The 25,943-nt window shown below is 39.3% G+C and carries 17 protein-coding genes; 8 read left to right on the plus strand and 9 right to left on the minus strand.

The window, feature by feature from the left end:
* Positions 1-15: 15 nt before the first annotated feature.
* Positions 16-1,032, minus strand: coding sequence for a signal peptide peptidase SppA (sppA, locus tag E0D95_RS00975; RefSeq protein WP_130802126.1), 1,017 nt, complete (start codon positions 1,030-1,032; stop codon positions 16-18).
* Positions 1,033-1,166: 134 nt separating this feature from the next.
* Here sppA and E0D95_RS00980 point away from each other — a divergent pair, with 134 nt between their 5' ends.
* The gene (locus tag E0D95_RS00980; protein WP_130802127.1) at positions 1,167-2,141 is read left to right on the plus strand and encodes a lysophospholipid acyltransferase family protein; all 975 of its coding nucleotides are present in this window, start codon (positions 1,167-1,169) and stop codon (positions 2,139-2,141) included.
* Here E0D95_RS00980 and E0D95_RS00985 read toward each other — a convergent pair.
* The 3 genes from E0D95_RS00985 to E0D95_RS00995 form a co-directional block, all read right to left on the minus strand.
* A complete protein-coding gene (locus E0D95_RS00985) occupies positions 2,110-4,569 on the minus strand; it encodes a DNA internalization-related competence protein ComEC/Rec2 (RefSeq protein WP_130802128.1) in 2,460 nt (819 codons plus the stop codon). The genes E0D95_RS00980 and E0D95_RS00985 overlap by 32 nt on opposite strands.
* An 83-nt stretch (positions 4,570-4,652) precedes the next feature.
* On the minus strand, positions 4,653-5,342 hold the full coding sequence (gene lolD / locus E0D95_RS00990; RefSeq protein WP_130802129.1) for a lipoprotein-releasing ABC transporter ATP-binding protein LolD: 690 nt from the start codon (positions 5,340-5,342) through the stop codon (positions 4,653-4,655).
* Positions 5,335-6,570, minus strand: coding sequence for a lipoprotein-releasing ABC transporter permease subunit (locus E0D95_RS00995; RefSeq protein ID WP_130802130.1), 1,236 nt, complete (start codon positions 6,568-6,570; stop codon positions 5,335-5,337). The genes lolD and E0D95_RS00995 overlap by 8 nt, the downstream gene beginning before the upstream one ends.
* A 26-nt stretch (positions 6,571-6,596) precedes the next feature.
* Between E0D95_RS00995 and E0D95_RS01000 the strand changes: the two genes are divergently transcribed.
* Positions 6,597-7,163, plus strand: a complete 567-nt coding sequence (locus E0D95_RS01000) for a PilZ domain-containing protein (RefSeq protein WP_130802131.1) — start codon at positions 6,597-6,599, stop codon at positions 7,161-7,163.
* 40 nt (positions 7,164-7,203) lie between these two features.
* On the opposite strand, the gene E0D95_RS01005 is transcribed toward E0D95_RS01000, so the two are convergent.
* Positions 7,204-8,124: a DMT family transporter gene (locus E0D95_RS01005; protein WP_130802132.1), complete on the minus strand. Its 921-nt coding sequence runs from the start codon at positions 8,122-8,124 to the stop codon at positions 7,204-7,206.
* Positions 8,125-8,133: 9 nt separating this feature from the next.
* Positions 8,134-8,601, minus strand: coding sequence for a YaiI/YqxD family protein (locus E0D95_RS01010; protein WP_130802133.1), 468 nt, complete (start codon positions 8,599-8,601; stop codon positions 8,134-8,136).
* A gap of 364 nt (positions 8,602-8,965) precedes the next feature.
* Between E0D95_RS01010 and E0D95_RS01015 the strand changes: the two genes are divergently transcribed.
* On the plus strand, positions 8,966-9,904 hold the full coding sequence (locus E0D95_RS01015) for a hypothetical protein (RefSeq protein WP_130802134.1): 939 nt from the start codon (positions 8,966-8,968) through the stop codon (positions 9,902-9,904).
* Positions 9,905-9,940: 36 nt separating this feature from the next.
* Positions 9,941-10,090: a hypothetical protein gene (locus tag E0D95_RS15635; RefSeq protein ID WP_165443223.1), complete on the plus strand. Its 150-nt coding sequence runs from the start codon at positions 9,941-9,943 to the stop codon at positions 10,088-10,090.
* Positions 10,091-10,159: 69 nt separating this feature from the next.
* Here E0D95_RS15635 and serC read toward each other — a convergent pair whose 3' ends face one another.
* Complete coding sequence (serC, locus tag E0D95_RS01020) at positions 10,160-11,239, minus strand: 3-phosphoserine/phosphohydroxythreonine transaminase (RefSeq protein ID WP_130802135.1); 1,080 nt, start codon at positions 11,237-11,239, stop codon at positions 10,160-10,162.
* A gap of 316 nt (positions 11,240-11,555) precedes the next feature.
* Between serC and E0D95_RS01025 the strand changes: the two genes are divergently transcribed.
* Genes E0D95_RS01025 through E0D95_RS01040 form a run of 4 tightly spaced genes read left to right on the plus strand, consistent with a single transcriptional unit; the run spans position 11,556 to position 16,421 of the window.
* Positions 11,556-13,055 (plus strand): TolC family protein, encoded by a 1,500-nt coding sequence (locus E0D95_RS01025; RefSeq protein ID WP_130802136.1) that lies wholly within the window; start codon positions 11,556-11,558, stop codon positions 13,053-13,055.
* 10 nt (positions 13,056-13,065) lie between these two features.
* The gene (locus E0D95_RS01030) at positions 13,066-14,181 is read left to right on the plus strand and encodes an HlyD family secretion protein (RefSeq protein ID WP_130802137.1); all 1,116 of its coding nucleotides are present in this window, start codon (positions 13,066-13,068) and stop codon (positions 14,179-14,181) included.
* A gap of 1 nt (position 14,182) precedes the next feature.
* Positions 14,183-15,304 (plus strand): ABC transporter permease, encoded by a 1,122-nt coding sequence (locus E0D95_RS01035; RefSeq protein WP_130802138.1) that lies wholly within the window; start codon positions 14,183-14,185, stop codon positions 15,302-15,304.
* Positions 15,305-15,308: 4 nt separating this feature from the next.
* Complete coding sequence (locus tag E0D95_RS01040; RefSeq protein ID WP_130802139.1) at positions 15,309-16,421, plus strand: ABC transporter permease; 1,113 nt, start codon at positions 15,309-15,311, stop codon at positions 16,419-16,421.
* 42 nt (positions 16,422-16,463) lie between these two features.
* On the opposite strand, the gene tpgA is transcribed toward E0D95_RS01040, so the two are convergent.
* Both tpgA and E0D95_RS01050 read right to left on the minus strand, forming a co-directional pair.
* The gene (gene tpgA, locus E0D95_RS01045) at positions 16,464-17,261 is read right to left on the minus strand and encodes a trimeric autotransporter adhesin/peptidogylcan-associated protein TpgA (protein WP_130802140.1); all 798 of its coding nucleotides are present in this window, start codon (positions 17,259-17,261) and stop codon (positions 16,464-16,466) included.
* Positions 17,262-17,336: 75 nt separating this feature from the next.
* Positions 17,337-25,643: an ESPR-type extended signal peptide-containing protein gene (locus E0D95_RS01050; protein ID WP_130802141.1), complete on the minus strand. Its 8,307-nt coding sequence runs from the start codon at positions 25,641-25,643 to the stop codon at positions 17,337-17,339.
* Between the last annotated feature and the right edge of the window lie 300 nt (positions 25,644-25,943).

Consider the following 25,943-nt stretch of genomic DNA (forward strand, 5'->3'; position numbering starts at 1 on the left):
TATTTACGCACACCATTATTTGAGTTGCGCCTGTTGCTGAGTTTGTAATTGTTGAGAAATCGACTGACTGATTCCTTGACCTATTTCAGAACCCATTCGTCCAACCAATGATTCGAATGGACTACGCTCAATGGTATAGTTGACTTTGGCATCAAGTTTCAGTTCACGCATTAAACTGTCAATATTACCTGTACGATCCGCCACACCGAGTTTAATCGCTTGTTCGCCAGTCCAGAAAAGTCCTGAAAAAATGGCAGGATCATCTGATTTTAGACGTTTGCCACGTCCTTGTTTGACTGCATCAATAAAATGTTGATGCACATTGTCCAGTAATGCCTGAATATGTTGACGTTGCTGAGGATCAATCGGTTTGGTCATACTCAGGATATCTTTGTTGGAACCCGAAGTCATGGTACGGTCTTCAATACCTAGTTTTTGTGCAAGACCATTAATTCCATAATTCGGCATAATCACACCAATCGAACCGACCAGACTGGATGGATTTACAATAATTTCATCAGCCGCAGACGCGATATAATATGCACCCGATGCGCCCATATCTCCAATCACTGCATAGACTTTTTTATCAGTATGTTGCTGTTTTAAATAACGGATTTGCTGCCAGATTTCGTCAGATTGTACAGGCGAACCACCCGGAGAGTTAATATTTAAAACTACCGCTTTACTTGATTTGGCCTCAAATGCTCGTTTCAACGCTTTATTGGTATCATCACTATTAACAGACTGATTAGAAGAATCGATAGTGCCAATAATATTGACCACAGCCAGATGAGCACTATTGGTTGAAGAAGTTACACTTTTATCCGTGGTTGAACAGCCACGGCCTAACAGAATAAAAACGAAGATAAGATAAGCAAAAGTCAGTAATTTAAAGAATATTCCCCAACGTCGTGCACGACGTTGCTCTTCAACTGAGGCAAGAACCGCCTTTTCTAAAATTTGCCATTCTTGTCCCGTCTTATTATTCAGGTTAGACGGTTCATTTTGTGGTTTTGGTGGCCAATCGGACATAAAAAACAACCCAAAGAATTAAAATCTCTGACATTATATACGCTCAATCTGTAAAAACTGTTTAATCTGTCTGTTTTAACTTATAATATTTTTTATCTGATGATCTATTTTTTGACTTTTTAAATTTTTTGATAATGACTACATCTGACTCACCCAGCTTAAATTATCGCATTTTGAAATTTATAAGCCGACAACCGATTCAATTTTCACGCTTTATGGCGCGTATGTTGGCTGGCTTGGTCAATGCTTTAAAAATCACCAAGACGTCCAGAACTATTCAATTGAATTTAAAAATTGCTTTACCCTATTTAGCTGAAGCTGAACGTGATCGTATCGTACAACAGGCTATTCGCAATGAATTAACCTCATATTTTGAATTTTTCAGTGTTTGGGGCACCTCAAATGAAAAAAACATTGCAAGAATTGATCAAGTTATCGGTGAGCAGTATTTTCATGACTCCTTAGCAGAACAAAAAGGTCTGGTTTTAATCGTGCCACATTTTGGGACGTGGGAAATCATGAATGCATGGTGTGCCCAATTTACCGAAATGACCATTTTATATAAACCTGTTAAAAATCCAGATGCAGATCAATTTGTTCGTGAGGCACGCAGTCGTGAAGGGGCTCATTTAGTACCAACCGATGAAAGTGGTGTGCGTCAGATTTTTAAGGCTTTAAAAAAAGGCGGAACAACGGTGATTTTGCCTGATCACTCCCCTAATGTGGGCGGTGATATGGTGAAATATTTTGGTATTCCATTGGCTTCAAGTAATCTGAGTTCAAAGCTGATTCAAAAAACCAAAGCCAGAGCGTTGTTACTTTACGCGATAAGGAATGAAAATGGCGGCTTTAATATGTTTATTGAACCGATGAATCCTGAAATTTATCAAGGTTCGGATTCAGAGGGAACATTCATTATTCACCAAGCGATTGAACATTTAATTCGTCGCTACCCAGAACATTATCATTGGAGTTATAAACGCTTTAAGGCGAATCCTGAACTGGATTTTGTCTATAAACTCGAAGATGATGAAGCAATAGAAAAAATTGAAAAATTACGCCAAGAAGCCAGTCTACTTACAACTGATCAGGCCAATCTAACCATTTAAAATGTTCGCGATAGGTGTCTAATTTTAGCTCATGATCTTTTAAAACAAAGTTCAATGTTCCTGATTGTATTGTAGTTTCTAAAGGAATATTCAGTGCTTTTAAACGCGCTTGAGTCTGAATAGAGGGATGCCCATAACGATTAGCATAACCCACCGATGCCACAGCCAGTTTTGGCTGATAATGCTTTAAAAAGTCATATGATGAACTATGTTGACTACCATGATGCCCCAAAACCAGCACGTCGACCTTGAGCTCTGGGTGGTTTTGTAATAACTGAAATTCTGTTTGCCAACCTGCATCTCCCATAATTAAAAAATGACGCAAATTTTTCGCGCTTAAAAATTCAATATAAATCACGCAGGAATGTTCATTTCGATTGAGGGTAATGAGTTGATCATCCATCCATGCTGGAGATAAAACGGTCATTTTCACATCCTGCGTTTGCCATGTTTGCCCTGCATGACATTTGGACACCGAAGAATTTAAATGAGTATCAATAGTTTGATTGGTCAGCGTTTCATTGGCCATAAGATTTTTGACAGGCATCGCCTGCAAAACTGAATCCAGTGCACCGCTATGATCCTGATCCAGATGCGAAAGAATGATTCGATCCAGTTCAGTCACTCCCTGCTGCCGTAAATAGGGCAAAAGCACTTGTTGACCAATACTGAATTTACTTTCATCATAAAATCCCCCTGTATCAATCAATGTGCGCTGTTTTGCATCTTGTACAAACACAGCCTGACCTTGCCCGACATCAATCACAGATAACTGAATATCACGCTTTGCCCACACCACCAGAAAAATAGGGCTGATACAAAGCAGTGCCCATGTCTTAGGAAGCACATTTCTAGGAAGAAATAACAGCGTAATGCCGAGGGTAAAGCTGAATAAAATAAACGGCGTCAGTGCAAATGCATGGAGTTGAGGATTGAATAACTGATCAATTGCATTTAAAAGCATAAATAAAATGCGAATCAGTAGATCATTGAGTTGAAATAATAATGATCCCAAACTCGGCAGTAACAACTGCATCAACGCAGCCAGAATATTCAAGGGAATAATCACCGCGCCCAAAAAGGGAATGACCAGTAAATTTGCAAACGGCGCCATCCATGTGACTTGTTTAAAGAAAATAAGTACCAATGGAAACAACGCAACAAAAATTTTCCATTGTGATTCAATTAAAATACGACAAGAACGCCATGCTTTTTGTCTAAAACTCAAACCATGATGAGGTACTGTAGATGTGATTGCCTGATATATATTGAATAAAATAAAACAAGCACCGTAAGACAACCAAAATGCAGCAGATAAAACACTAAAAGGATCAAGTAACAAATTCAGACTGGCACTTAAAATCAATATTGAAAAGGGTCGAATTTCAGATTTAAACAGTAAAAATAAACTGCTGATGAGCACGAATAATAAAGTACGGAGAGCTGGAATTTCAAAGCCGACAAAGGCTGTATAAAGCAAAACAAAACTAATGAACGGTAAAACAATCAGAATTTTTCTGGGATATTTCAAATAGAGTTCGGGTTTTATCCGATGAATCATAAATGTGATCAGCCAAGTCATCATGCCTGCTAAAATCAACACATGCGGCCCTGAAATTGCCAATAAATGAGCAATACCAAAACGCTGAAATAATTGTTCGGTGGGGCGATCCAGTAAACTTCGGTCTCCCGTTAATAGTGCCAGCATCAATGCTTTATATTGCACAGGTTGCTGTTGCAATGTACTTCGATAATTCAGGCGAAGTTGCTCTACATACAGTCGAAACCTTTGCCAGAGTTGATCTTGCTGTTTTAAATGAGCTTGATAGCCTAAACCAGAGACTTCGGCTTGACTCAACTCTTGAATATGTTGAACTTGAAAACTGGACATCCAGTTTTGTTGAATAAACCATTTTTCCTGATCAAATCCCCCAGCATTGGCATAGCCATGCACAGGTTTCACCCACCCCGTTATTTGATAATAATGCCCTGGAAACAGGCTATCACTTTGCTTTGCTAGGTTTTCTAAAAGTGCATCATTGACATATATCAACCATGTCACATGATGTTTACTGTTCGACAAAACTTCTGCGGGTTGTTTTATTCCTTTTTCAGTTTTTTCCCCAATTTTACGGATATATATAATTTCCGATGTCGTCCGAGCTGTTAATTCCCGATGATTAAGTCGTTCAAGCAACGCCTGATCCGCATAGCTCTTACCCAGACAAAACATAGCAAAAATTGAGCTGACTATAAGCAAAATTTTAAAGCCACGATGCTTTTGCACTGTATTCGCTTGATAAAAATAGATTGCCCATAACAGCAAACTCACAGGAAGGAATACATAGGCCAATGAATGCCAGATAGGTAAAGCTTGCCCCATGAAAGCAATACCCACAATCCAGCCTAACAATATAATTTTTAACATGTAATTTTAATAAATATGATTTTTGGGCAAAATTAAAGCCCATTTTCATGAGCTTTAAAAGAGATTATTTTAAAAATTTAAATTTATGGGATGGAGTCAACCCATAAACCATCTTGCATATGCAAAATAGAATCTGCGGATTGTGCCAATTGCTCATCATGCGTCACAATCAACATCGACATGTTCAATTCTTTTTTCAGATCCATCAACAGTTGAAAAATAGTCATGGCAGTCTTACGATCCAGATTACCGGTAGGTTCATCAGCCAGCATTAATGCAGGTTTGGTGACCAAAGCCCGTGCCAAAGCCACACGTTGACGTTCACCACCAGACAATTCACCCGGTTTGTGTTCCAGACGATGCGACAAACCGACCCGTTCCAGTAAATATTCGGCACGTTGTTTCACTTCTTTAAAGTTACTCTGGCTCCGCAACATTAAAGGCATCGCGACATTTTCAAGCGCAGAAAATTCAGGCAATAAATGATGGAACTGATAAACAAAACCCAAGTATTCATTTCGCTTAAAACCACGCTCGGCTTCACCTAAATTGTCAAAGCGTTGTTCATTTAAAAACACTTGCCCTTGAGTTGGCTGATCCAGTCCACCCAAAACATGCAACAAGGTACTTTTCCCAGAACCGCTGGCACCCACAATGGAGACAAACTCACCCGCCCGAACTTGTAGCGACAAGCCTTTAATCACATCGACACTCGATTTACCATCGGTAAAACTTTTATAAATATCCTTGGCTTCCAAGACAATTTTACTCATAACGTAATGCCTCAGCAGGTTGAATTTTGGCAGCGCGTAAAGCTGGGTAAATGGTTGCTAAAAAACTTAAAATCAAAGACACAGAGACAATGAGCAGGACGTCCTGCCATCTTAAATAAGACGGTAAATAGTTAATAAAATAAGCATCAAACAAGTGCCAGCCGAATGCGGTATTTAACCAATCAATCAGATTACTGATACTGGTTGCCATAATCACACCCAGAATCGCACCTGCTACTGTGCCAATCACCCCAATTACAGTGCCTTGCACCATAAAAATTTTGGTAATGGTGGCAGGTGAAGCACCGAGTGTTCTTAAAATAGCGATATCGGACTTTTTATCAGTCACGACCATCACCAAAGATGACACGATATTAAATGCTGCGACCAATACAATCAGGAAAAGTAGCAAGCTCACCATGGCTTTTTCCATTTGAATCGCGCTGAATAAGTTACCGTGCGTATAGGTCCAATCTGATGCATAAAAGTTCGGTGGCAAGGTTTTTACAATATCGTTCGCCACTTGAGGCGCTTGAAAAATATTATCTAGTTTCATGCGAATGCCTTGTGCGCCATCGGGTAAGCGTAACAAGGTTGATGCGTCATTCAAGGCGATATAGCCGATCATGGAATCAACTTCTGCACCGATACTAAAGATGCCGACGACTTTAAATCGCTTAAAACGTGGCACCACGCCTGCGGGTGATGGTGTTGCTTCAGGTAGAACCAGCGTAACATTGTCATTGAGTCCAAGGCCCAGCGCATCTGCCATTTGCTTACCCAATACAATGCCAAACTCCCCTTTTTTTAGACCATCAATACTCCCAGCCACCATGTGGTTTTGAATGATGGACACTTTAGGTTCGTACTTGGGCTCGATCCCCGTTACCATGATTCCAGCAACCTGACCGTGTGCAGTTAACATGCCTTGTAATTGCGTAAAAGGGGCAACACCCGTGACGTGCGGATGTTCTTCAATTTTTTTTGCAAGTTGCGGCCAATCTGTTAAAATTTGTGTTGAAGAAACAGTAGCTTGAGGTATCATTCCCAAGACACGGTTTTTCAACTCACGGTCAAAACCATTCATGACTGATAGCACGGTAATCAGAACAGCAACACCGAGCGTGAGACCAATCATGGAAACCAATGCAATAAAAGAAATAAAGTGATTACTGCGTCGTGCGCGCGTGTATCTCAACCCGATATATAACGAGATTGGTTTAAACATACCATCTAATCCGAGGTAATTTCATTATGGAAAGTTCACAGCATTCCAGTGGTATAACTGAACGCCGTGTCATGTCTCGCATAGATGCTGCATTAAGAATCAACTATCAGGTAATTTCTGAGGCGGTTGCTCTTAATGATCCTTACGATCCAAATTTTGTTTTGCCGCGCTATTTTCTACTACTTGCAGAATTAGATCAAATTGATCATGCATTTAGCTACGAATTAGAACAATTAAATCAAAAAGATCAACAAATTGCTCGAATCTTATCTTTATTTAATCAAAAATTGAATTTAATTACAGGTTCTTTGTACGACTCCATTGTACAAACCTTGCTGCCTATTCCTGAACAAGTCAATGTCTCAGAAAGCGGTCTCAGCTTTTATAGCCCCAATGCACTTAAAGAAGGTACATATATCCATATCACACTCAGCCACCCTGAAAACTATTTTCATATTGCAGTTACTGCCCAAGTGGTCTATAGCCATGAAGAAGAAGATCATCGTTTTAGAACAGGTGTTTATTTTATTACTTTGCATCCACATGACCGCGTGAAACTTGCAGAGTGCATTGCTGCGGGACAAATTGAATAATTATTCTAAGTTACGGCATGGGGCTGCCAGCTTACACCATTTATTGGTCTATACTGGACTGTCGAAGGTGGGCCTGTAAACGACGGCTGGCCTGCAAATCTTTGTAAAAATATAAAAACAAACCCGTCAAAATGATGGCTGCCCCCAATACCCCAAAAATGGATAACGTTTCATGATTGACCCATACGCCAATCAACATTGCCAATAAAGGAGTCATGACATTGGTTAAAGATAATGTCGTCGCCTTGATATTACGCACCAATTTAAAATAACAAAACATGGCAATCAGTGATGCCATCACCACGGTATAAATTAAAGCAAGCAGCGATTTGGTGTCTGGAATATGGGTCGGTGCATATTGCCAAATCCATGGCATCAAACATATTGCGCCCAACGCAGAAACTAAAATTGACCCCGTTGCCTGTGCCATTGGTTCAATATCTGCATTGACTTTTTTCACCCAAAAGATCGATAAGCAATAAGTAAACACACTGATCAGCATCAGCCCTATTCCAACTGGATGAATATTCTGTGCTGAACCTGCAAAACAAATTAAGGCGAGTCCTGACACCGCCACCAACATGCCAAGCCATTGCAATCTTTTTAAACGTTGATTCAGCGCAAAATGTGCCATCAAGCCTGCAATAATCGGGGCAAGACCAAACATCAACGCAATAACACCCGAACTCAAATATTGGGTCGCGATATAGGTAAAAATTTGCGAACCAATTAAACTTAAAGAGCCTGCCACATAACTTTGTAATGCGGTTTTATGGATAGGAAATTTAACTTTTAAGATCAGCAACAGTAAAGCCGCAATAGGCAAAGCAATAAAAAAACGCAATGACATTGCCCAAAGAATATAAATATCCGACACACTCCACACAATTGCCAGTGGCGTGGTAGCCCAGATAAATACCAGTACAACATAGGTTAAAACAATGTTGTTTTTAGAAGGCATTATTTATACTCATGCGGTTTTTCTTTTTTGTTTTAAAATCGTTTGATCAAGCGCGCTGGAAAATTCACGTTTATCACGTTCCGAGATTGGCGGAGGCCCTCCCGTTTGTACACCTGCACCACGTAAAGTGTCCATAAAATCACGTAAATGCAAACGCGCTTTGACATTGGCAACTGTATAAATTTCCCCGCGTGGATGAATCGCAATTCCTCCTTTTTCAATCACTTGCGCTGCCAATGGAATATCCTGCGTAATGACAATGTCATGCTCATGCATACGTTCAACAATTTCCTGATCTGCCTGATCAGCACCGCTCATGACTTGAATGGATTTAATTCGAACAGAAGGTGTAATTCCCACATTTTGATTTGCAACAAAGATCACGTCCAATTGATAACGATCTGAAGCACGTAAAATCACTTCACGTAAAATTTTCGGTAATGCATCTGCATCCACCCACAATTTGAATGGCAACACCAAAATCACTCTTGCACAAATAAATGCAATTTTAGCAGATTCAAGCCAACACGCGCAGCGGATTCGTTCGAGTTTGGAAGTCGCCAGATCAATTTGAGCGAATATTATGTTTACCCCTAGATCTCATGCTTTTTCTTACATCGCTCTTGTTTAAGAGAACTAGCTGAAGTGATTAAAGGCGAGTGACTGATGTTCAATACGAACTTAAAACCATCATTCCTGCTTCTTTTAAAATAGGCTAAACCTGTAAAATGCATGATTTTTTTATGGAATATTTTTACATAATTATCGTGTCAGACTTGAAAAAATCAGGATATGCTCGATTAAATACAACAAGTGATCCATTTTTTTATTTGCAGCCTATATGAAAAATCAAAACAGCCCTGACATCGTGATGATCGAAGAACATAATTTTGGCAGTCATGCGCAGCATTGGAACCTACTGTCAGCACAACCCGAACAAGATGTACCCAAATGGCTGGGGATGGCACTCGATAGCCCAGTCATGCCGATGGGTATTTGCGAATGTGAAGATGACATGGATCAGGCTTTTTGGCTTATTCAAGGGCCAGAAAAATCCCCTATTCAACTGAATCAAATTATTCATGTTGAACAGAATAAACCCAAAGCATTAAAAACAGCATTTCCGAGTTTTGAAGGGCCCTATAAATTTAATGCGACGATTGATCGAATTATTACCTCCAATTCTGACACACAGGCAGTGTTACAGTTAAAGGTAAATGCCAATACCATTATTTATGCTTTTGACAGCCTATATAGTGTCAATCATGGACATTATCAAAAAGATCAAATTTATCAGGTTCAACTCAACGCTTGGGCCTATGAATTAGAAACTGTTGCAGACAATGAAACCATTGTCGTCGACGATCCAGCTTCAATTAAACATCATCGCGCTTTAAATGCCATTTTGGCAGAGCATAATGGTGTTGCTCCAGAAAACTTACAAGAACTGATTAATGCTTGGCAACCTCAAACTCCTGAAGATGAAGAACCTGTTACCGTTGATTTTTCAAAAATGGTGGCCTATTTATATGGCGAGACAATCGGACAAGAAGATGAAGCATGGTTTCAGGGAAATATTGTAGGTAAAACCTCAATGCGATTTATGGAGCAGGATTACACACTTTATGATGTCACGCTGGTTTTAGAAGATAATCTTCCTGCCACATTAATTCGTATTGCAACGAAGGATGATTTGTATAAAAACTTTGAAATTGGTCAGTATATTCGTGGTAACCTCTGGATTCAGGTGAATATTTATGCTAAAAATACCAATAATTAATATATTTTCACAATAATTTAATTATTAGGTTTATTAATGAAAATTATTCGAGAACAACAAAACTACAGTCTGATTGATTTTAGTGGTCAACGCATTAAGTTGGATAAAGCCGCTTTTTGTTTTTTTGTTCTCGGAATGTTTATTGCTGCCATGATCATTTACCATTTTGGCTTATTAAGCGTTTAATTTTCAAAATTTTATAAATGATAAAAAAAGCCCTCTTATGTTTGAGGGCTTTTTCATGTGGTGATCAATTTAACCGTTACGTTTGACAAAATCCTGCATAAAGTTAACCAATGCCTGCACCCCTTCAAGTGGTACAGCATTGTAAATACTCGCACGCATGCCTCCCACAGAACGGTGTCCTGCCAGATTAAGCAAATGATTGTCTTCAGCTTCTTTCAGGAATAATTTTTCCAAAGCTTCATCGGCCAATGTAAAAGGTACATTCATGATGGAGCGGTTTTGAATGGCAATCGGATTATTATAAAAATCGCTGGCATCAATATAACCATACAGCAATTTGGCTTTTTCAAGATTGACTTGATGAATAGCATCTACCCCACCCTGCTCAAGTAACCATTCAAAAACCAAACCTGACAAATACCATGAATAAGTTGCAGGTGTATTGACCATCGAATCATTTTTAGCTTGCGCAGAATATTTTAAAATACTCGGAATATCTGAACGTTCCTGATCAAGTAAATCGTCACGTACAATGACAATGGTAAGACCTGCTGGACCAATATTTTTTTGAGCACCCGCATAAATCAAACCAAACTTGGAAACATCCAGCGGCGCAGATAAAATGCTTGAAGATAGGTCAGATACTAAAGGTGCATCAACTTGAGGAATACCTGAAAATTGAAGCCCACCAATGGTTTCATTATCAGCATAATGCACGTATGCAGCATCTTTAGACAAATTCCATTGGCTTTGATCTGTAATTGCAAGTTTACTCTCAATAGAGGTTCCTGCTTCAACAACGTTAATCTCGCCATAACGTTGCGCTTCTTTTAACGCTTTTTCAGACCAGATACCCGTGTGAATATAGTCAGCTTTAGGATTTTTACCCAATAAATTCAGTGGAATTGCAGAAAATTGAAGAGACGCACCACCTTGTAAAAATAAAACCTGATAATTTTCAGGAATATTCATAAGTTTGCGTAAATCAGCTTCCGCTTTTTCCGCAACCGCGACATAATCTTTACTGCGATGACTCATTTCCATGATGGAAAGACCTTTGCCCTGCCAATCCAATAACTCAGCTTGAGCTTTTTCTAAAACGGCAGTGGGTAATGCAGCAGGGCCAGCACAGAAATTGTACGCGCGCATGATTTTTCCTTGGTTAGAGTGAAACAAAACTGAATTGTGGCATTTAACCATATCTTGAGGTTTCGTGCAGTAATTGAACGCATAAATATGCAATATTCACTGCAATTCGTCGTGATATTAAGTAGCAAAATCCTTGTTTTCGGCTAAGATAAAATCTTGTTATGTCCAAAGCCAATTTCAATCATGGGCTGTGCAAGCTTTATGGTTTATTCTTGGCTTATGAACAACTGATATACAAATGTATTGTAAACAATTCAATAACTTATTTTTATAAACAATCGATTAAACTAACTGAAAATATTACAAGTTGTGCACTATGAAATTTAGACGTCAGGTTTTAAAAACAAGACCAACCTTTTTGACGCAAGTTTTAATCAAGGTAACGGCAGTCGGGTTAGGTTTTACAGTATCATCTCAAATGCTTTATGCACAGAGCTTTAGCTATGCTCAAGCAGAACAGCAGATTTTAGAAAACTCTTATACATCGCAAGCGAATACTGCTTTACAAGATTCAGCAAAGCTGGATGCTGAAGCAGTCAAAGGACTTGGTTTGCCTCGAATTGACTTCAATGTCCGTGCCTATAAATTTCATAGTGAAGCAGACGTTCCCTTAAATTCATTTAAACAAGGCATCGAAAATGCATTGAATGAAAAACTGGATGATCAACTCAATCAGTGGCAGAACGTCATTCCACCCAATATTATTACCGATATTGAAAATGGTATGGGCAGCGTGATTCAGGATGGGGTCAATATGGTCCCCAATTATGCCAATTTGACTTTACAAGATGAACAAATTCGTTCTTCTATTTCGATGGTTATGCCTATTTATACGGGGGGTTTACTTAAATCGACCAAACAAATTGCAGCGATTCAATCTCAACGCTCAGAGCTCAATACTGAACAGCAGCAAGACGTTCAACGTTTTGAAATAATTCAGGCTTACTTTAATGTGCAATTACAACAACAGTTACTCAAATCGAGTCAGTTTAATTTCAATGCCATGCAACGTCATCTGGAAAATGCCCTAAAACTTGAGAAACAGGGATTTTTGAGCAAAGGACAGCGTATGCAATTTGAAGTAGCCAGAAATAATGCGCAGCGTTTACTGCAAAATGCGCAGGCAGGCTTACAGAGTAGTCAGTTTCAGTTAAATAATCTTTTGAGAACAGCCCAAGTCAACCAACTGACGACACCATTATTTATCAATAAGTCCCAAACTCAATCCCTTGATACACTCATGGCAACTTATCCTGAGCAGTCGAGTCTGGTGCGTAAAATGCAAATGGACACTCAAATTGCCAATGAAAATGTCCGTGCACAACAAGCCGCTAAAAAACCGAATCTGTTTGCCTTTGGAGAATATAGTCTGGATGATAAAGAAAACTGGATTGTCGGAATTGCCGCCCGTTACAACTTATTTTCAGGCATAGATAAAAGCAAAAGTATTCATTCGGCAGAACTAAAACGCTATGCAACTGAATTACTGACCGCCAGAACGAAACAAGAAATTGAAAATGTCATGAATAAATCATTTAGTGAATTAAACTCAGCACAGCAAACGCATGCCTTACTTTTACAGAATCAAAAAGCGGCACAAGAAAATCTGCGTATTCAGGAATTGTCCTTTAAAGAAGACATGGGCACAGCAACACAAGTGATTGATGCACAAAATGCCTTAAATGCCTTAGATACTGAAATGGCACTGAATGCTTATAAATATATTTTATCACTGGCGACTTTGTTACAAAGTCATGGCTCGATTTCAAATTTTAAAGCCTATGTCAATCAGCCAAATACTGACTACATTCGTTAAAGGAGAGGACATGATGAATCCAGATCAACCATCATCTGATACTCAACATTCAGATTCCTCTTCTGATGCTGAAAACAATCCAACACAGACGAATCAATCGACACAGGGACAGCAGTCAAATCAGCCTGAACAATCTAAAAATAAAGGCATCCTTAAAGTTGTGATTGCCATCATTGTATTGGTTCTGCTTGGACTGATAGCTTACGGTCTTTGGAAAGCGTATCAACCCAAACAAGTTGAATTACAAGGTCGCGTTGAAGCTGAAACCTTGCATATTAGTACTAAACTACCAAGTCGTATTGAGCAAATTTATGTCAGTGAAGGTCAACACGTTAAAAAAGGACAAGAGCTGGTACTTTTAGTCAGCCCAGAAATTCAGGCTAAAAAACAACAGGCACAGGCTGCTTTACAATCGGCGCAAGCTTTGCAGTCGACAGCAGAACGTGGATCTCAGGAAGAAAATATTGATACGCTATATGCCAACTGGAAAAGTGTACAGGCGCAAGCTGAACTGGCAAGCAAGACCTATCAACGTGGTGCGGTTCTTTATGGTGAAGGTGTAATTTCCCGTCAGCGTCGCGACGAAATGTACGCAGCACAACAATCTGCCAGACAACTCAGTGAAGCAGCTTACCAGCAATATGCTCGTGCCAAACGCGGCAGTACACCGCAACAAAAATCCATGGCGGATGCGCAAGTCGACATTGCCAAAGCAGCCTTGGCTGAAGCGAATGCATTGGAAGGCGAAACCAAACTATACTCCCCTGTCAATGGAACGGTCTCTAAAACCTATGGAAAGCCATCGGAACTTGTTGCCACAGCAGTTCCTGTGGTCAGTATTTTGGAAGACGATGAACTTTGGGTGAGTTTAAATGTTCGTGAAGACCAATATCGTTCTGTTTATCAAGCAAAAACGTTGAAAGGTTATATCCCCGCGCTGGATAAATCAGTTGAATTTAAAGTCAAAAATATAGATGCCGAGGGAGAATTTGCCACGATTAAAACCACGCGACAAACAGGTGGCTATGATATTCGCAGTTTTAAATTGCATTTAGTGCCTGCACAAGCTGTGCAAGACTTAAAAGTCGGGATGAGCGTTTTGTTTAAAGTGACTGAGGTCAAATAACATGTTCGCTTCCATGCTGCGCGAACTACGCTATTTACTTCACAACAAGTGGGATTTAGCGATGGTACTTATCGCACCACTGGTTGTTATTTTACTGTTCAGTGGCATGTTTTTAAAAGGAAAACCTGATCATTTACCTATTGCCGTAATTGATCAGGATCAGAGTGAACTCAGCCGCAATATCGATCGCTATTTATCGCTTAATCACACGCTTGATGTGAAATATCGAACTCAAAATCAGACTGAAGCCGAGACTTTGCTCAATCAAACTAAAATTTGGGGCTATGTGCACATACCCGCAGGTGCAGAACAGCGCTTAGTCAATGCTCAGGATGCACAAATTAGCATTGCATTTAATCAGTCTTTTTTTAGTGTGGGAAATACAGTTTCTTCCGCGATGTTAGTGGCAACACTCAATGCAATCGCTGATTTTTCTGGAGAAAGTTATTTCGGAAATCTGTTGCCTTATCTGGATGTTCCTACCCCAAATGTCAAAATTTCGACGCTGTATAATCCCAATTTAAGCTATGAATTTTATCTAGAGCCTTTTCTCATTCCAGCGATTTTGCATTTGCTTCTGTGTTGCTGTGTTGCATTTGCAATTGGGCAGGAACTAAAAAGAAAAACCTTAAGAAGCTGGGCGAATCAACAGAATTATATCCGTGCATTATTTGCCAAAATTCTAGTTTATGTGATTATTTTTACCCTTTGGACTTGGGCTTGGATGTTCTGGCTGATTGTGTTCAGAGGCTGGTTTGTGGCAGGCAGTGTGTGGCTGATCTTAGCTGGACAAATCCTACTCTACTTTGCCTATGCCTGTATTAGTTCAACCGTGGTATTGGCCAGTCAGGATCTGGGGCGAACTTTTGGTTTTGTAGCGGTGTATGGAGGGTCATCCTTGAGTTTTGCCGGCGTCACTTTACCACTGAATAATGCACCTATTTTTACCCAGTTTTGGTCAATGATTATTCCTTATACGCCTTATGCACGTCTTCAAACCGAACAGTGGGTGGTCGGTAGTGATATTGCGATTTCGCTTTTGCCTTTTTTTATTTTATTGGGATATTGCCTGTTTTATTTTTTACTCAGTGCATTGCTCATGAAAAAGTTAGTGAAGGAATAATCGTATGAAAAAGTTCTTACACTATTATTTTGAAACGTTTAAAAATATTTTTAAAAATTCCTCTATTTTAACCACTGTCATTTTGTCGGTATTTTTTTATAGTTTCTTCTATCCTACGGCTTATAAAGCAGAACATGCAGAATCCTTACCCATTGTGATTGTCGATGAAGAACAAAGCGTGGTGACATCCACCATTATTGCCCAAGTTACTCATAGCCCAAATGTAGAAATAAAAGCAGTCACCGCCAATTTTCTTGAAGCACAACAGATGGTGCGCAATCAAAAAGCGGATGGAATTTTGTACTTACCTGAGAATCTATCTAATAGTATTCGACGTGGTGAAGTCGGTGGAATCGGGCTATATATTAGTACCGCATATTTTCTAAAAACCAAAGATATTGGCCTTGGACTGGCTACCGCCATTGAAAATGCGATTCGTGAACAGGCGCAACGTTTCGGACAGATCTCTCATTTTCGACCAGAGCTTTCAATTCATCAAATTCCTCTATTCAATACTCTATCAGGTTATGGAAGCTATATTTTTCCCGCCGTTGCCCCTTTGATTATTCATCAAACTATTATTTTAGGTTTAGGGATGCTGATTGGTGGTTTTCGTGAACATCACTGGCGTCCGTCAGCACCTGAGTTTTGGGGGATTTTTGCTTGTTTTTTTAGTATTGGTTGTTTAGGTTGTTTTTATTTATTCGGTTTCATTTTCTGGTTAAATGATTATCCACATGGTGGAAATTTCTGGGGCATGTTGTTGGCAGTTCCGATCTATGTGAGTTGTATCACTGCATTAGGACTATTTTTTGGTTCTTTGTTAGATATGTCAGAACGTGCAGGACATTTTTTGGTATTTACCTCTATTCCGCTATTTTTACTCAGTGGCATCGCATGGCCAATTCAGGCAATGCCGCTCTGGATTCAAGGATTTACTGAGTCATTGCCTTCGACACACGCAATTCAACTTTTTATTCAACTCAATCAGATGGGAACACTTAGCTATTTCATTTTGCCTAAATTGATCTTTTTAGGTTGTGCTGGTGCTATCTTTTTGATTATTGCGTATTATCGCTTGGTTATGCATCCCAACCTATCAAGAAAAAAACCATAAAAAAGTACGCCTGAAGCGTACTCTTTTATCTACTTCAATCAATTACCAATTCACATTGACACGCCGATTCGGCTCTAGACATTCAACCAATTGCGCTTTTGTTGTCTCACTACATTGTTGATACGCCGATGTCTGATTTCTGGCTTCAATTCGAATACGACTTGAGTCAACCCCATATTGAGTTAATAGTGTCGCAACCGTTTGTGCACGTTTAGCGGAAAGTTTTTGATTATACGCCGCAGAACCTAAACGATCTGTATAGCCAGCAACAATGACTGGATGGTTGGTATTAGATTGAACAATATGTTCAGCCACTTTTTTTACAGCATCTACACCCGTAGTAATTCCAGAAGCATCAGATCGATCAAAGGCAAATAAGATATCTTGTGACCTAACTGGTGCTTGATGAGATGATGCTAACAGTGGTTGCGATACTGGAGTAGGAATTGCTTGCACAGGATGAATGAGTGCTTCACAATCCTGCCCCTTCCATGATAATCGCGTTGCTTTATATTTTTGATCAAAATCAATACGAAGCTGACAACGTTTATAGTTGCTGGTATTGGGGATACGAATATCAAGCACATAATTCCAGACCTTAGAGCCAAAAAGACCTTCATTAAATTGTGGATTTCCCAATAAATGTCGGATCTGATCTTTATTCAATCCAGTATCTAAACGTGCTACATCATCGACTTCATAACGTAATACTTGTTTAAGATAGCTTTTATCAATATCAGGAAAAGATATTTCTTCGTTCGTCGCTATTGGTTCAACTGCCGCGGCTGACATCATAAAGCCCAACATTGCAGCGAACATAAAAGTTTTTTTCATTTGCATAGCTTTTGTTCTCTTTAATATTTTTGTAGAAGAAGACTGGCTATTGGCTCAGTCCTCTGTTGAGCATTCATGAAATTAATCAATCACACCACTAAAACCGACACGGAAACTTGGATCACCCTGTGAAGCTGCCGCTACACCACCCGTGATCGACCAGCGACCATTATCGGAAGTTTTACGTAAAGTCGCACCAACCGCATTTTCCCCACCATGATAAGCTCCACCAACTGCATAGGTGTATTTACCTGCAATAAATGGTGCAGCTTCAAGTGCAAGTGCTGCTGCAATACCTGCATTGGCTTTTTTCTCTACATCATCAATGCGCCCATTCACATTATTGAAGATTTGTTCAACCCGATCTCCTAAATTGGTAATACGATCTCCAAGATTAATGTCCGCCTGATTCAATGCGCCTAACGCATCTCCAACGTTGTTGTAACTTCCATTATTTACGTTGTAGGTTGGTGAGGTAAATTCACCATTTTCATATTTTGCTCCTCCACCTAAAGAGTTAACAATGTATTGATTAGAGGTATTAAGTTGCGAACCATTCACTGCATCTTTAGAGCTACTTGAAATTTCACCTGGTGCAACATTGCTAATTTTCTTATTGCCTGCATTAATACCATTTTGGTCAATATTTACATCGCCAACTTTTACATTATTTGCAGTCACGGTATTGGAGGTAACGGAGTTAAATTTCACATCATCCGCAGTCGCAACAGTATATTCTTTACCACCATTGCTGTTGATGCTTTCTTTAACGGTAATATTTTGCCCTTCTACGACCGTTGGTTGTTTACCCGCTTTTTGATTAATTGAACTGATGGCATCATTAATATTGGTTGCCCCAGTACCACCAATGTCAGTAATCGTATTGCCATCACCTCCTTGGAATGCACCATCACCGATAATATCGTGGATCTGGCTACCATTGACTGCATCTTTACTATTTTGAGCAATACTGCCCTCAGCAACACCAGTGACTTTATTACCCGCCGCATCAATACCATTTTTGGTTACACTTGGCCCACCATTAATGCTTAAACCACTGTTATTTACCGTCGTATCACCAGCCGTCATACTATCAACTTTAATATCTTTAGCTAAGTCAACTGTAATGTTATTGCCAGTGTTGTTTACTTTAATATTGCCGTCTTTGTTGGCAAAATCCACAGTATCTGTTGGTTTTACCTGACTTGCATTTTGACCATTGGTAGACACTGTCCAACCTTTATTAGCATTCTGGGCGGTGTCATTAATCGATTTGATCGCATCATTGATATTGTTCTGTCCAGTATCACCAATGTTATTATTGGTATATGTTCCTGTATTCGGGTCGTAGGTGGTATTACCCCCAATGATATTTTGAACGCCACTACCTAGATCATGAAGTTGGCTGCCATTCACTGCATCTTTTGAATTTGCCGCAACGGTTCCAGCTTCTACACCGGTAATTTTATTGGTAGTTTTATCAATAACGACATTTCCAACATTAACCTTGTCAAAAGTAACTTCTGGAGTGGTGGTAATGGTAACTTTATCACCATTTTGAATTAGCTCCACGTTATCGCCAGAAATCATAGTAAAGGTTTGATTTGGCTTGATGGTTTGAAGCGACGAATTAAAAGTTTGCCCCTTACCTGATGTCGCTGTGGTAAAGACCCATCCCTCTTCTGCAATCGCTTTCACATCATTTAACTGATTCACATTGACTGCATCTGTCCCATTTTTTCCTGGTGCAACATTCGTAATAATTTGATTACCCGCGTTAATCCCTCCTAATGAGATAGAAGGGGTATTGGTTAATGGTAAACCTGTGATTGGATCAACAAAACGAAGACCCGTATTGTCAATTACAGTTCCGCCAGCATTGACACTGTTAAGTAATAAATCCTGACTTAAACCAAAATCAATGGTAGTTAATCCATTTGAATGAGTTGCGGTCGCTTTTAGATTATTTTCACCATTGGCAAGACCTATATCAACGGTATCCCCTGGTTTAACCTGTGTAGAATTCAATGTGGAATCTGATTTAACATTCCATCCTTTATTTGCATTTTGAGCAACATCACTCACTGATTTAAGCTGTTCTTCTGTGGCTGCCTGTTTCTGATTATATGTAGCACTCGGATCCCATGTCGTATTGGTTAATCCACTGACTCGTCCGGTGGCTCCATTAATAATAACTGGGTTTGATCCAGCCCCCACTGTAATTTGTGATGCACCTACGGTGGTCGTATTTGTTCCATCAGATACCACTGTACCNTTCCATCCTTTATTTGCATTTTGAGCAACATCACTCACTGATTTAAGCTGTTCTTCTGTGGCTGCCTGTTTCTGATTATATGTAGCACTCGGATCCCATGTCGTATTGGTTAATCCACTGACTCGTCCGGTGGCTCCATTAATAATAACTGGGTTTGATCCAGCCCCCACTGTAATTTGTGATGCACCTACGGTGGTCGTATTTGTTCCATCAGATACCACTGTACCATCTACCGTACTGCTATTCGATTTTGCACCGTCTTTGAGTTCTAATTTACCATCAGTAATTTTACTATTGCCGACAGTTAAACTGCCTGCTTTAGTCAAATCTATATTCTTAGCCAGTTCAACTGCAACTTTTCCATCTACAACTTTGGTGGTGATATTATTATCTGCACCTACAATATCAATAGTTTCTCCCAATTTTTTGTTCACTGTATTACTATCGGCAGCTTTTAGACCAAAACCTGAATCAGTTATATCTGTTTGAACAGCTTTTAATTGTTCTTCTGTTGCAGCACGTCCTACGGTTGCAAAATCAGGACCAGTGATGGTTTTGTTGGTTAGACCTGTAATACTGCCAGCTGTAACACTTGTCGTACCAATAGTTAAACTACCCGCCGAAGTCAAATTAATATCAGGATTGAGATTTACAGTTAAATTATTAGCTGTAGCAGCTAATTTGACATTGCCATCCGTGTTATCAAAATCTAATGTTTCATCAGGTGCAATTTTCTGAGAGGATGATGCTATTTCTCCTTTATTTGTTGAAGTAAACTTCCATCCTTTATTTGCATTTTGAGCAACATCACTCACTGATTTAAGCTGTTCTTCTGTGGCTGCCTGTTTCTGATTATATGTAGCACTCGGATCCCATGTCGTATTGGTTAATCCACTGACTCGTCCGGTGGCTCCATTAATAATAACTGGGTTTGATCCAGCCCCCACTGTAATTTGTGATGCACCTACGGTGGTCGTATTTGTTCCATCAGATACCACTGTACCATCTACCGTACTGCTATTCGATTTTGCACCGTCTTTGAGTTCTAATTTACCATCAGTAATTTTACTATTGCCGACAGTTAAACTGCCTGCTTTAGTCAAATCTATATTCTTAGCCAGTTCAACTGCAACTTTTCCATCTACAACTTTGGTGGTGATATTATTATCTGCACCTACAATATCAATGGTTTCTCCCAATTTTTTGTTCACTGTATTACTATCGGCAGCTTTTAGACCAAAACCTGAATCAGTTATATCTGTTTGAACAGCTTTTAATTGTTCTTCTGTTGCAGCACGTCCTACGGTTGCAAAATCAGGACCAGTGATGGTTTTGTTGGTTAGACCTGTAATTGCACCTGTATTACCATTAATCGTAACAGGGTTTCCGCCAGTCGTAGGACCCACTTTTATCACAGGCTCTAAACCAAATGTGATTCCATTTTTACCTGTATTGGTGACTTTAATATTAGTATCAGTAGAACTGAAATCGACATTTTCCCCTAAAGCAATTGTATCTTTAGAAGCAACATCATTATTGGCACTCACAGTAAAACCTTTATTTATAATATCTTTAATCTGACTGCCATTCACTGCATCCATTGAAGTGTCAGTAATTGCACCCGCACCGACATTCGTAATCTTATTGGTTCCAGCATTAATACCCGTTTTGCTAATGCTTGGTGAATTAGGTACCGCTCCACCACTTACATCCACAAAAGTCAGACCTTTATCATCGATGACAGTACCAGCAGCATTCACACTATTTAGTTTAATATCTTTGGCCAGTTTTATACTCAGTTTGTTGTTAGTACTATCTGCGACTACACCAATATTATTGTCAGTTAAGTTTGTGGCGACAGATTCCCCACCCACAATGTCTAAAGTTTGACCTAATTTACGCTGAACAACGATACCAGCATTATCACCCCGAAAACCAAGTGGTGTTGCAAGTTGATCTTCTGTCGCTGCGCGTCCACTGGTATAGCTGTCTGGATTAAATGGGCTGGTATTTTTTAAGCCTGTAATATACCCATTTTTACCATTAATACTGATGGTTGAACCTCCTGGCAGTCCACCAATATTTACAACCTCAGCAAGTTTTAGATCAACATTTGTACCACTATGGCCAATCGTAATGTTTTTGTCGCTATTAGAGAAATCTACTGTTGCATCTGGTGCAACATTGGACTTATTGACTGTATCTTTATTCGTCGTTAGATTCCAACCCTTGTTGGCTGTATCATTGACTTGTTTCAATTGTTCTTCAGTCGCTGCACGACCTTGAGTTGCAAATCCTGCTACGGTTAAAGTTTTATTAGTTAAACCTGTTAATGTTCCAGTTGTACCACTCAGCACAACATTGTTACTTGCATTTTTTAGTGTAATTGTATTGGCATCAATAGTATTACTACTCGCACCTGCTGTAATAGTATGATTAGTCGACGTATTTACATTACTATTATTTGAAGCATCTTTTATTTCAACTTTTCCATCTGTTAGCTTAGTAGTTCCAACCGTTAAACTACCTGCGCTAGTTAAATTCACATCTTTGGCTAATTTTAGCTGTAAAGTATCTGAACCATTCGCTACTACACCAATATTATTGTCTGTAAGTGTGCCTGCTGCCCCACCATTTACTTTAAGATCACTGCCTAATTTACGCTCGACTTTAGCCCCTTTGTCATCGACAAAACCTAGTGGCTTTTGCACTTCTTCCTGTACGGCAAAGAGTTGACTTCCATTGACAGCATCTGTACTTGTAGAACTTACTCGACCAGCGGCAACATTGATAATTTGTCGTTCTTTACCACCACTTCCTATACTCAAAGTTGAAGTTGGTGCTGTACCTGCATAGTTATAAGTTCTTCCATTAATCGTCGCACCACTTGTCGCATTTGCATTTCCAGAAATAGAATCACTTCCCAACGCTATCGCATTAGGATGAGTACTCTCTACTTTGGCATTTTTACCTATCGCAATTCCATTCGTCGCACCATTACTAATGGTAGCATTCGTACCAACAGCAATTGAGTCAATTGCATTGTTATTTACGTTTGCGCCATTACCCAATGCTGTTGCATTGTTAGATCCACTTCCAATTGCAGCACCACTACCGATAGCAAATGCATCCTGTGCATCACTTGATGCTTTATAGCCAAGAGAATAAGCATTTTTTGCTCGTGCTTCCGCTTCTGTACCCAAGGCATAAGAATTTTCACCAAATGTTTCTGCCAAAGTACCAATAGCTGTAGAATCTGATCCACTTGCAGTGGTATTTCGACCTAAAGCAAGAGCTTGTGTAGCTTTACTACGTGCCTCATGCCCAATCGCAACACCATTGTCTTGTTCTACAGTAGCCTTTCGACCAATGACCACAGCCTGATCGGCATTCTGAACTTCTGCTTCACTACCAATGGCAATCGCATAGTCTGTGGTTCCGCTGGTTTGATCTGTCTGAACATTTTTACCAATCCCAATACTATCTTTCCCTTTGGTACTGACTAGATTTCCCAGTGCAATATTGTTTTCATCCAAAGCTGTATTGGCTTTACCTAAAGCAATAGAACTTTCACCTCTCGCTCGAGTGTTATTGTTACCAATTGCAATGCTACTCTCGGCTTCTGTTTGAACATTTGACCCTAGGGCGACACTATTTTTTGCAGCTACACTTGTCGCTGCGGTAGGTCCAACAGCAATCGAATTACTACCAATCGCCTGATCACTTAATTTATTGGCACCATCAGTACTATTAATTGAGACATATTTGACAGTTGCATTTTGAGCTAATGCCTTAACTTGGCCTAAATTAACGGCCTGATTATCATTGGTTGCTGTTGCAACATTGTTAATGGTGGTTCCTTTGCCGCCATTTAACCCAAGAGTGATTTCATTTTGGCTTGAATTCGTATAAGTGACATAATAATCTGATGGTAAGGTTCCTCCACCTCCACCACCTGCCGCGATTGCAGCCACAATACTGCTATATTTATTCCCATTAATATCTATTTCACCAAATTTACTATCAGTTGATCCCGTTAAACCCAAGATAGTATCAACATCCTTATGTAATTGAGTGAGCTGACTTACATTAACAGCATCTGTAGGATTCCCCCCAGGTGCAACATTGGTGATTCTTCGATTTAAAGTTACTGTTCCATTCGTTGAGCCAACAGAAACAATGTTGTAACCATCCACTGCCACATTTGGAACCGTATCTGAGACTAAATATGCTTGTGTTTTTGAGTTGGTACTAGCATCACTATTGATACCTAATGCAATATTATTCGCTGATGCTGCTGCATTTGAACCAATTGCAACCCCCCCTGTACCCGTCACTTTAGCACTAGAGCCAATCACTGTGGCCTGAGGGCCACCGCTTACTTGTGCTGAATCACCAATCACTACTGATTCACTAGAATTTTTGGTGTTAGAGCCCAATGAAATCGAACGTGTAATAGATCCACCATCTTTATTACTATCACGTCCAATGGAAATGTTATCATCTCCATCAATATTACTACCCGCTTGTATACCAATCGCAATATTGCTATCAGAACTACTTTTGTCATCTTTCGAAAGATTTGTGCCAGCACCACTACCTATGGCAATATTTTGATTTCCATAAACATTTTGTCCAGCATTTTTACCAATAGCAATATGTTCAACCCGATCAGTCGTAATTCCTTGAGTTGAACCTATCCCTGCATTCTCACCAATCGAAATGCCTGAGGTAGTATCTGCTACGGCACCATTACCAACTGAAACTGCATTATTCCTTGTTGCGCTGGCTTTGTTACCAATTGAGGTAGAACTATTACCGGTTGCAATCGTGCTATCGCCGATTGCAACACTTGAAAGCCCCCCGGCATTATTTGATGACCCCAACGCCACACTTGAAGTTCCCCCTGCTATATTTGCAGTTCCGACTGCTGTACTGTTTGCGCCAATTGAGGTATTTGCACCGCTTAAGATTACTGATTTTATTGCATTGTATTCAGCTTGAGTAACAGGGATGCCATTAATTTTGGTAATATCTGTCTCATTTGGACCAGTCGCTTCAACAGGTACCCCATTAATACTTGTGATCGTACCCACATTATTTTTGGTAATGACTAAAGACCTTACAGCGCCAGCACTACCAACAGCGGTACTGTTTTTACCCAATGTGGCTGTTCCTTGCCCCACTGCTACTGAGCCATCCTGTAAAGACTGCGAACCTTTACCAATTGAAATACTTCCAACACCTGTGGCAGTTGAGGTATTCCCTATCGCAATTGAACTATCGGAATTTGACGTAGCCAATGGTCCAATTGCGGTAGAGTCTTCACCTAAAGCACTCGCATCAGCTTTGGTTGATTTTGTTCTAAAATATTGTATCCCATTATAATTATTACTAATGCCTAAATTCTTAATTTGACCGTAATTTACGGCATCACTATCAGCAGTTCCATTTGCTAAACCCGTAATTTTCTTATTATTTAAATTTGCACCATTATTTAAATTGGCGCTTCCTGTAACAGTTAATGCTCCTCCTATTGTTGTATTTCCTGTAGTTGTAATAGTATTAAAGTTAACATCATCTGCTGTTTTAACTGTATAAATCGTTTGACCATTACTACCAGAGCTAGGCGTCACGTTAATATTTTTACCTGCAACAACATCAGTTTTTGCAGCTTTAACGTCTGATTGCAATGTATTTATTTTTGAATTCGCGCTATTTAAATCAGTTTGCGACGCTTTTGTTGCAAGGCCTGTAGTCGCATTATTAACTTGATTATTAAGAGCAGTTAAATCACTTTGAGATGCCTTGGTTGCAAGACCTGTTGTAGCGTTATTGACTTGACTATTTAAATCATTGAAAGATGCACCACTACTGGTTGTTACATCTGAACCTGTAACAACACCTGTGGCTGTTATTTTACCAGCTACATTCAAATCTTCATTGATATCTTGTGCATGAGTTGAAATAGCTACAGCTGCTATAGTTCCAACAAATATACTATTGACTGTCTTTTTGACAGATTTTGATTTGCTTTTAGACTTAGCTAATTCAGAAACCGCGACCCATGCTCCTAAAGAAGCATTCCATACAACCTTATAGATTTTATTCATAATTTATCCGCCACTTTTTGTTTGTAAAATTCGTTTATTAAATTTAAATAATTTTGTTTTATTGGAATTTTATAGCTTTATTTTTCCATCGACTCAATCACATATTTAAAAAAATATGTAACCAAGAAAGAAATAATTTAATGACAAAATTATATTCAATAATTATTCTAAAAAAAATAAGAATATACAATCATGTAGTAGATAAGTAATCATTTTAAATATATAATCTTTTCTACTATAATTTCATTATTCATTGAGAGTTATGTATCAGTTTGTTAATCTATTAACATTGTAATTAAA

Origin of the sequence: Acinetobacter ihumii (assembly GCF_900625095.1) — a bacterium.
Taxonomy (GTDB): Bacteria; Pseudomonadota; Gammaproteobacteria; order Pseudomonadales; family Moraxellaceae; genus Acinetobacter; species Acinetobacter ihumii.